This window comes from Brasilonema octagenarum UFV-OR1 (assembly GCF_963888615.1).
GTDB classification, from domain to species: Bacteria; Cyanobacteriota; Cyanobacteriia; order Cyanobacteriales; family Nostocaceae; genus Brasilonema; species Brasilonema sennae.
Genome location: NZ_CAWPKW010000158.1, coordinates 1 through 7,817, shown reverse-complemented (window position 1 = coordinate 7,817; position 7,817 = coordinate 1). Strand labels below are relative to the sequence as shown.

Genomic DNA, 7,817 nt, shown 5'->3' with positions numbered 1-7,817 from the left:
GAAACCCTCCTATGGCACAAAGTGCCACGCTACGCTATCAGTACTGGCTCCCCTACACCCCTTCTTCATTTTATGAGTGCAGAAATTATTTGTGTTGGAACCGAACTCCTGTTAGGAGATATCCTCAACGGTAATGCTCAATATTTGGCGCGGCAGTTGGCTGGGCTAGGTATTCCCCACTACTATCAAACAGTTGTCGGAGATAACCCAACAAGATTAAAACAGGTTATAGAAATTGCAAGTCAAAGAGCGGAAATTTTGATTTTTACTGGAGGTCTTGGTCCGACACCAGATGACTTGACTTGTGAAACAATTGCGGATTTTTTTGGTGCTCCTTTAGTAGAGCGTCCAGATATTATTGAAGATATTACCAGAAAATATGTTCAACGCGGTCGAGTTATGACTGCGAGTAACCGCAAACAAGCTTTGTTACCCCAAGGTGCCGAAGTTTTACCAAACCCTACGGGAACAGCACCCGGCATTATTTGGCAGCCTCGTTCAGGATTAACGATTTTCACCTTTCCTGGTGTGCCAAGTGAAATGTACCGGATGTGGGAGGATACTGCTGTACCTTATCTGAAAAGTCAAGGTTGGGGTAAAGAAATTATTTATAGTCGGATGTTAAAGTTTTGGGGTGTGACGGAATCAGCAATAGCCGAAAAGGTCGCAGCTTATCTAAACTTGCCCAACCCAACAGTTGCACCTTATTCCAGTAGAGGAGAAGTGAAATTACGAGTTTCTGCTAAAGCTGCTTCCCAATCACAAGCACAGGATTTGATTGCCCCCATTGAAAAACAGATTAAACAAATTGCGGGGTTAGATTATTATGGTGCAGATGATGACACTCTTGCCTCAGTTGTGGGTGAGTTGTTGCGTGGTGCAGGGGAAACCCTTTCTGTGGCAGAATCTTGCACTGGTGGCGGATTAGGGCAAATGTTAACGGAGATTTCTGGAAGTTCTGATTACTTTTGGGGTGGGGTGATTTCTTATGATAACTCCGTAAAAGTAGGGCTTTTGGGTGTTAACTCCGAAGATTTGGCAAAGCATGGGGCTGTCAGTTCTATTGTTGCAGAACAAATGGCTGCGGGAGTGCGGTCGCGTCTTTCGACCACTTGGGGATTGAGTATCACTGGTATTGCTGGACCCACAGGTGATACGGAGACTAAGCCTGTCGGGTTGGTTTATATCGGGTTAGCTGGATCGAATGGAGAAGTGCAAAGTTTTGAATATCATTTTGGTGCAGGGCGAGGTCGGTCTTTAATTCGCCACCTCAGTGCGTGTACAGCATTGGACAATCTGCGAAGGAAGTTGTTGAGTCAGAAGCCAGCTGTTATGCCTTCTAAATAAATGACGTTGTTGGCAAATTTATCGCAGGAAGTTTGAAAGAATTGTTCCTTCAAACTTCCTTCAAACTTGAACGAACCCATGATCAATCAAAACTAAAAAGGAAAGTAGCACACCTGAAGCCCGGAGAGTGCGAACAGTTTAGAATCCCCACTCATTCATGGCGCTTAGAGGTCAATCTTAATTGTTAAGCAACCTAAATATCCGCTAATCAACCCATTATGAAAACGATAGGGAATAGCTAATAGTATAAAAAAATGACTAATGAATAATAACAGTCAGAACTGTGATTTTTATAACTGAAGCAAAATTAATCTAAGTAAGCTGGCTGTAAAGAGTCTATAAAAAATATAGCTTTTACAACCAACTAATGCTAGGTTAGGCATAAGCCATCAAAACACTAAGGCTAACAGAGTCTGGCTATCCCTATTAGCCGGACTCTACCTAATTCTTGACACATATAAAGCTTATGCAGAGCATTTCAACAATTTACACCCCGATTCGGGTTGTAACTGCCAAATAACAAAATATCCACACTAGATCCTGTGAGATTGGATGGCTGTATGTCCTAGGTAAGAAGGAGACAAGATATCTGCACCACAAGATTGGATAATTTATTTTTTGGTATTTCCTTTAGTGGCCTTTACCTGGACCTGATGAGCCACCTGATGATGAGCCAGATGATGAGCCAGCTGATGCGCTTGATGAGCCACCGTTGCTGACATAAATATTGTTAATAACAGTAGTAGTAGTAGTAGGCTGCTGATTCCCGTACAGAGGCTTGAAAATCCCACCTAAAAGCCCAAAAAGTAAACCAAGAGTACCACCCGAAACTGTGGATTGATTTTCATCAGACAAATCGGACATGTAGCTCTCATCAAGAGAAACTAGTTGATATTTAGATTCGGTCGTCATGATAACTCACTATTTGGTGAAAGTTTTCTTTGTGTTGATGAGTTTTTCTGAATACTTCACAAAACAAAATGCTAGTAAATGCATCTGCTAGGAAATACCAGTTATTAATATTACAATAAATTCCATGCAAAGAATAAAAGCCAAATGCCCTTTACTTAGCTGAAACTACTGTTGTTTTTGAAACTCACAAGTATCAAATTACAATAAACAAACAAAAAAGTATAGTGTTTTTATTTTTTTTTTAATAAAATTCTGATAAAGACAAAAAAAATACATTTAAAAGTATGGTACTTCTAAAAAAAGAAAATTAAAGTAGCTAATATTCTTTTTTTTTCATAGCTTTTCAGTTTATAGCAATTCTTTTGTTCAAAAAATAAGCTTTTTTTTACTCAGTAGTAAAATGTCAATATTTAGCTAATATCAAGTTGTTTAAAAGAAATTAAAATTCTTCTAAAGATATCAAAAAATCTAAAAACCATGATATATCGCACATGAAAAATAACGAATTAAAAAATATTACGAAGAAAGATTTCTTTTTTTTAATAAAATTACTGATGTCTATTGATTAGTAACTTTCTAAAAAAACAAATACTATAGGACTCATATTTGATTTTGAACGAAGCTAGGTACACTTTCTGTTAAGCGTTAAGCGTTCCCTACCTCTACTTTGTCAATTCACCCTTCGGGTTCGCCAGTTGCCTGCGGAGGAGCCAGTACTGTTCGCGTTTGCGTAGCGCCAAAGTCTGCCGGGGGGAGTATCCCCCGGCGAGCTTTGCCCCTTCGGGGCTAGCGTGTCCGTTCGGCACGGGGCCGTGCCCGTTCGCGCAGCGTGTCCCTTTGGGACTCAGGGCTCAGGACATAGGAGGGTTTCCCTCACTTGGTATCTGGCGTTGGAAACCCTCCCGCAGCACTGGTCTCACCAAATCAAACCGAATTCCTATATGATTAGAGTTTTGCTGGTAAATGACCAACAAAATATATAGTAATCCGTGCAGAAGTTGTGAAATTATTCGTTGAGGCGCTTAACAGGTGAGACCAGCCCCCATCTTGGCGGTCTCCGTCACGAACGCGAGTGCGTCTGGTGCAGGAGTTTGGGGGACTGGCGTTCGCCCTTCGGGCGTGCGCAGAGCGCACACCCGAAGGGCAACAGGCAAAATAATAAAAAATGAACCGCATAGACAACGGATCTGCTTATTCCAGGGTAGGACGCAAACAGCACGTTTTTGCATAAATCCTAATTGGGTTAAAAAAACTCCCTTTACATAAATAAAGCCCGCGCAAGCGGGCTACAAATAAAAATATTTAGCATTTTTGTAAAAAAACTTCTGCTTATTTGAACAAGAAGGGGAGAAAAAGTTATATTTTTCTCAGAAAGCTTGGTTCAGTGAAGTACCCACCACTAAAACGGAGTACCGTTTATAGTGGGGGCTTCCAGTTTCATCGGTCAGTGCCACGTTGGGTATACGCGAAAGTATTCGTCACTCAAGACGATAATGGTCTTACCTGTCCTCCGGAGGTTTGAGACTCGCTCCTTACTCCCGTACACCCGTGTGTACCCTGGCGCAAAGTCTGCCACCGGGGAGTATCCGCTTCATTTTCCATAGACAAAAATGGACAACCCTACACAATGTCTACTCGTAAGACTCAAGATCTGGGTGTATTTTTGCGGCCATACCCAAAAATTTTGGTAAAACGAGTTGACTGGAGGCCGCAAAAATACAAGGGTTGTCCATTTTTGTCGAGGGTTTGCCCAACCCCGTGGCGAGCTTTGCAGCCGCCCGCCTCCCGCAGGCAGTTTGATTTTTGTTCGAGGATTTACCTGCGTTGTGCATACGCGCAAGAGCCGCAATTCCTTTTCCCCTTTTCTCTGGCTCTTAGACTTGGGTTCGCATATTACTGCTACTGTGACCGGTTGTTATGAGCCGAGTGGGTGGGTCGCAACCAATATTAGTATATAACATTGGTTTCGTTAATTCCGAAGAGATTAGCAACTGTGCATACACCAATTATTGATTTTACCTTCGGCAAAAATAAATAAAAGATGCAATTGTCGTTGCCCGCCTTATATCCCCACGCTAAGTGGAATACCACTATAGCGGGGGACGAGGGCGACTAGTTAAGCAGCTTGAAACTCTCCTAACATTTTTACTTCTGGTTCTAACGGAATAGACCAACGTTGTTGTACTTGATGTTGGACATGGTGAATGAGATTGAAAATATCTGAAGCACTAGCACCACCACAATTAACGATGAAATTAGCGTGCCTTAGTGCAACTTGCGCTTTGCCAATTTGGTAACCTTTGAGGCCTGTTTGCTCAATTAACCAGCCTGCAGCATGAGGTTTAGGATTGCGGAACACACTACCACAACTGGGCAAGTGATAGGGTTGAGTGTTTAGTCGATGCTCTTTGTGTTGTTTGGTAGCTGCTAGAACTTCTGTTGGGTTTGCCCCTGGCTGGAGTTGAAAAGTGGCTTGGGTGACGATGCGATCGCTTCCTTGGAGGATAGAGGTGCGGTAGCTGTAGCTCAGCTGTTCGCGGGTGAGAGTTTCCAGACTTCCATCTGGTAAAAGTACTTGAGCACTAACTAATATATCTGCGATAGAACTATTGTGTGCCCCTGCATTCATCACTACGGCACCCCCAATAGTTCCAGGAATACCAACAGCCCACTCAAATCCTTGCCATCCCCGCTCTGCTATCTGCCATGCTAGGCTTGGAATTGGGTCTCCTGCAGCGACAGTTAACTGACCTGTTTCTAAGTCAAAGTGGCTATGGCGCAAATGACGAGTCACAACAACTAAACCTGGTATCCCACAATCACTGACGAGCAAGTTAGATCCTGCTCCTAGTATTGTGACTGGTAATTCATGTGTTTTCGCAAACTGAATACTAGCTTGCAGTGCTTCTAAGTTTCGAGGAGCAACACACCACTCAGCAGGTCCACCGACTCTGTACGAAGTATACGCTGCAAGCGAAACTTGAGATTTAATAACACAATCAGTACCAAGTAAATAAATTTCTTTACTTTCGATGGAATTATTAGATGTTATTAGCCTGCTATTTGTCATACCAGAAACTTTGCAGACATTTGCTACTGCCTGGGATATTGTCATATCTTTTAGAACGCGCTGAATTTAGATGTTTGTATGCCGTAAAAAGACGACACCAATGAGAAGCCATGTAACTATTGCTAAACGGACACTATGCGAATAAGGGAAACCAACTTGCACGAAAGTTGTACTCCGGTTTTGGGGGTAAAAAACTTTCCTTAAGAAGTAGCCTTAACAGGTGGACATTGTGTCGCCATGACTTCGGGAATGACTTGATTAATATTCCCAGCTCCGAGAAACAGCGCCAAGTCTCCATAATGCAAAGTTTGCTGTAAGTATTCGCGGACTGAGGCTAAAGTTGGTTGGTACATTACCTGCGAATGCTGTTTAGCAACTTCACTTGCAAGTTTTTCACCACTGACTTGCCCCAAGTTTGGCTCGCCTGCACTGTAAATATCAGTGAGGACAACTAAATCAGCATGACTAAACGATTGAGCAAATTCCTCCAAAAAGGTAAGCGTCCGGCTATAGCGATGGGGTTGGAAGATAGCAACAACTCTCTGCCCTTGTTTTGCCTGCAAGCGTGCAGCAGCAAGAGTAGCACGAATTTCACTGGGGTGATGGGCGTAGTCATCAATAAAAGCGATGCCATTGGCTTCACCCCGGAATTCAAAACGGCGTTTTGCGCCTTCAAAGGTCGCAAGACCCTTGGCTATTTCTGCAAATTCTAAGCCCAAGATCCGACCAACCGCCACTGCTGCTAGGGCATTACTGAGGTTGTGCTTACTGAGTAAGCGCAAGTTCAACACACCCAAAGCCTTGCCCCTTTCCCATACAAGAGCTGTGGTACCATCAGCTTTATAGTCCACGTTGGTGACAGTGTAGTCAGCAGCAGTATCAGGATTTAGGCTATAGCTAATCGTTGGTTGTAGGCGATCGCGTACAGTTGTGCAATCAATGCTCCCTACCAAAGTTTTACAGCCTTTTGCAAATGTTTGAAAAGTTTCCACCACTTCCTCTAATGTGTCGTAGTGGTCAGGATGGTCTAGTTCTATGTTAGTGATAATACCTATTTCTGGGCTATGTTTCACCAGAGAACCATCTGATTCATCTGCTTCTGCTACTAAATATCGACTTTGCCCCAATCGGGCATTGCCTTCCCAAGCATTCACTTCTCCACCGACTAAAATCGTTGGATCAAGACCTGCTTCGAGTAGCATATAACCAATCATGCTACTTGTTGTCGTTTTTCCGTGGGTTCCTGCGACAGCAATACTATTATATTGAGTAATTAATGCTGCCAGTACATCAGACCGATGAAAAATTGGACAACCTAATTCTAATGCTGCTTTGTACTCTAAATTAGTTGTGTTAATGGCTGTTGAACAAATAACTTGAGGTAATTTTGCTTTCGAGAAAGTAGATAGTTCTTCTTGAGTGTTTAATACTACTCCAGTCGGCTGAGAATGAGGACGAAAGAATTCCAGATTGCTTGCCTCTTGTTTACCAAAAATATGAGTTCCGATAGATTCTAGACGTCGAGTAATATGGTTTGGACGAAGATCTGAACCAGATACTGGCAACTGACGCTTTGTTAACACATATGCTAAAGCAGACATGCCTATGCCGCCAATACCAATGAAATGAAATGGTTTACCGCCAAACTCTACTGTATCTTTCATTGATTTATCCTCTATCACCACACCACACAATCATCCTAAATGACACGCGTATCATAACAGGAATTCGATTTTTACTGATACTGCCTTTGTACCATCATTTTTATAACCGATAAGTTGTTTTTTTCACGATTATTTTTCTCATTCAAATCGATTTTACCCTTGTTAGTCATTTTTTCTCTTTCTTAACAGATATTATGATTATTCTGAAACTTTATGCTCAATCGGGAAACTCCTCGTTGTTATTGTAAATATATGTTTTTCGCTGCCGATCTCAAATTTGCTATAATTATCAATTGGTAAATAAAGCCTTTTAAAATTGAAGAAAGCTTGAGCGTTGGTGGATACACCAATTGGCAATTATTTGAGGTACTTTTGCTCCAGTTCCTAATTTACACATGCTTCTAGCCAAGACATCTTTGGACGGAACTCTTTTATAACGAGTCGTTTGGGTGTCTTCACAAAATTTTTCTCAGAAATATATATAGTGCAACGACTTATTGCAGACAACCTGGGATTGACTGTATCACTCGTTTTTGAAAAGTCGTTCTGGGATTTTTTATGCTATTGACACCCTGATTGCCTTGCTGGCTACTTATCCCAATACTCACTGGTACTAGATTCTTTGTTGAGATACATTTAAAGCCTTACCTCATTGGTACCGTGGACAAGAATTAGGACAATTGTGTGATTGGTTAATTGCACCCTGACTCCTAGGCTGTGAGAACATAGCTTAAGGTAGGTTAATGTGCAAGTGAGCCAGCGCGGTCTTGGGGGTTCCCAAGGCACGTTTTCGGGGGAAGCTTCCCCCGAAAAGCTGCCGCCCC

General features: G+C 42.3%; 4 protein-coding genes. 1 reads left to right on the top strand and 3 read right to left on the bottom strand.

What is annotated here, in order from left to right; genetic code table 11:
* The first annotated feature begins 72 nt into the window (after positions 1–72).
* The gene (locus tag AC5590_RS10805; protein ID WP_169268641.1) at positions 73–1,347 is read left to right on the top strand and encodes a competence/damage-inducible protein A; all 1,275 of its coding nucleotides are present in this window, start codon (positions 73–75) and stop codon (positions 1,345–1,347) included.
* Between the two features lie 630 nt (positions 1,348–1,977).
* Here AC5590_RS10805 and AC5590_RS10800 read toward each other — a convergent pair.
* The 3 genes from AC5590_RS10800 to murC form a co-directional block, all read right to left on the bottom strand.
* Positions 1,978–2,259, bottom strand: coding sequence for a hypothetical protein (locus tag AC5590_RS10800; RefSeq protein ID WP_169268640.1), 282 nt, complete (start codon positions 2,257–2,259; stop codon positions 1,978–1,980).
* A gap of 2,116 nt (positions 2,260–4,375) precedes the next feature.
* The gene (gene murB, locus AC5590_RS10795; RefSeq protein WP_169268639.1) at positions 4,376–5,374 is read right to left on the bottom strand and encodes a UDP-N-acetylmuramate dehydrogenase; all 999 of its coding nucleotides are present in this window, start codon (positions 5,372–5,374) and stop codon (positions 4,376–4,378) included.
* Between the two features lie 155 nt (positions 5,375–5,529).
* Positions 5,530–6,993, bottom strand: coding sequence for a UDP-N-acetylmuramate--L-alanine ligase (gene murC / locus AC5590_RS10790; RefSeq protein ID WP_169268638.1), 1,464 nt, complete (start codon positions 6,991–6,993; stop codon positions 5,530–5,532).
* Positions 6,994–7,817: the final 824 nt, after the last annotated feature.

What these genes read in the sequence shown, in the direction of transcription:
- AC5590_RS10805 (WP_169268641.1), top strand. Translation starts at nt 73, where the DNA reads ATGAGTGCAGAAATTATTTGTGTTGGAACCGAACTCCTGTTAGGAGAT.
- AC5590_RS10800 (WP_169268640.1), bottom strand. Translation starts at nt 2,259, where the DNA reads ATGACGACCGAATCTAAATATCAACTAGTTTCTCTTGATGAGAGCTAC.
- murB (WP_169268639.1), bottom strand. Translation starts at nt 5,374, where the DNA reads ATGACAATATCCCAGGCAGTAGCAAATGTCTGCAAAGTTTCTGGTATG.
- murC (WP_169268638.1), bottom strand. Translation starts at nt 6,993, where the DNA reads ATGAAAGATACAGTAGAGTTTGGCGGTAAACCATTTCATTTCATTGGT.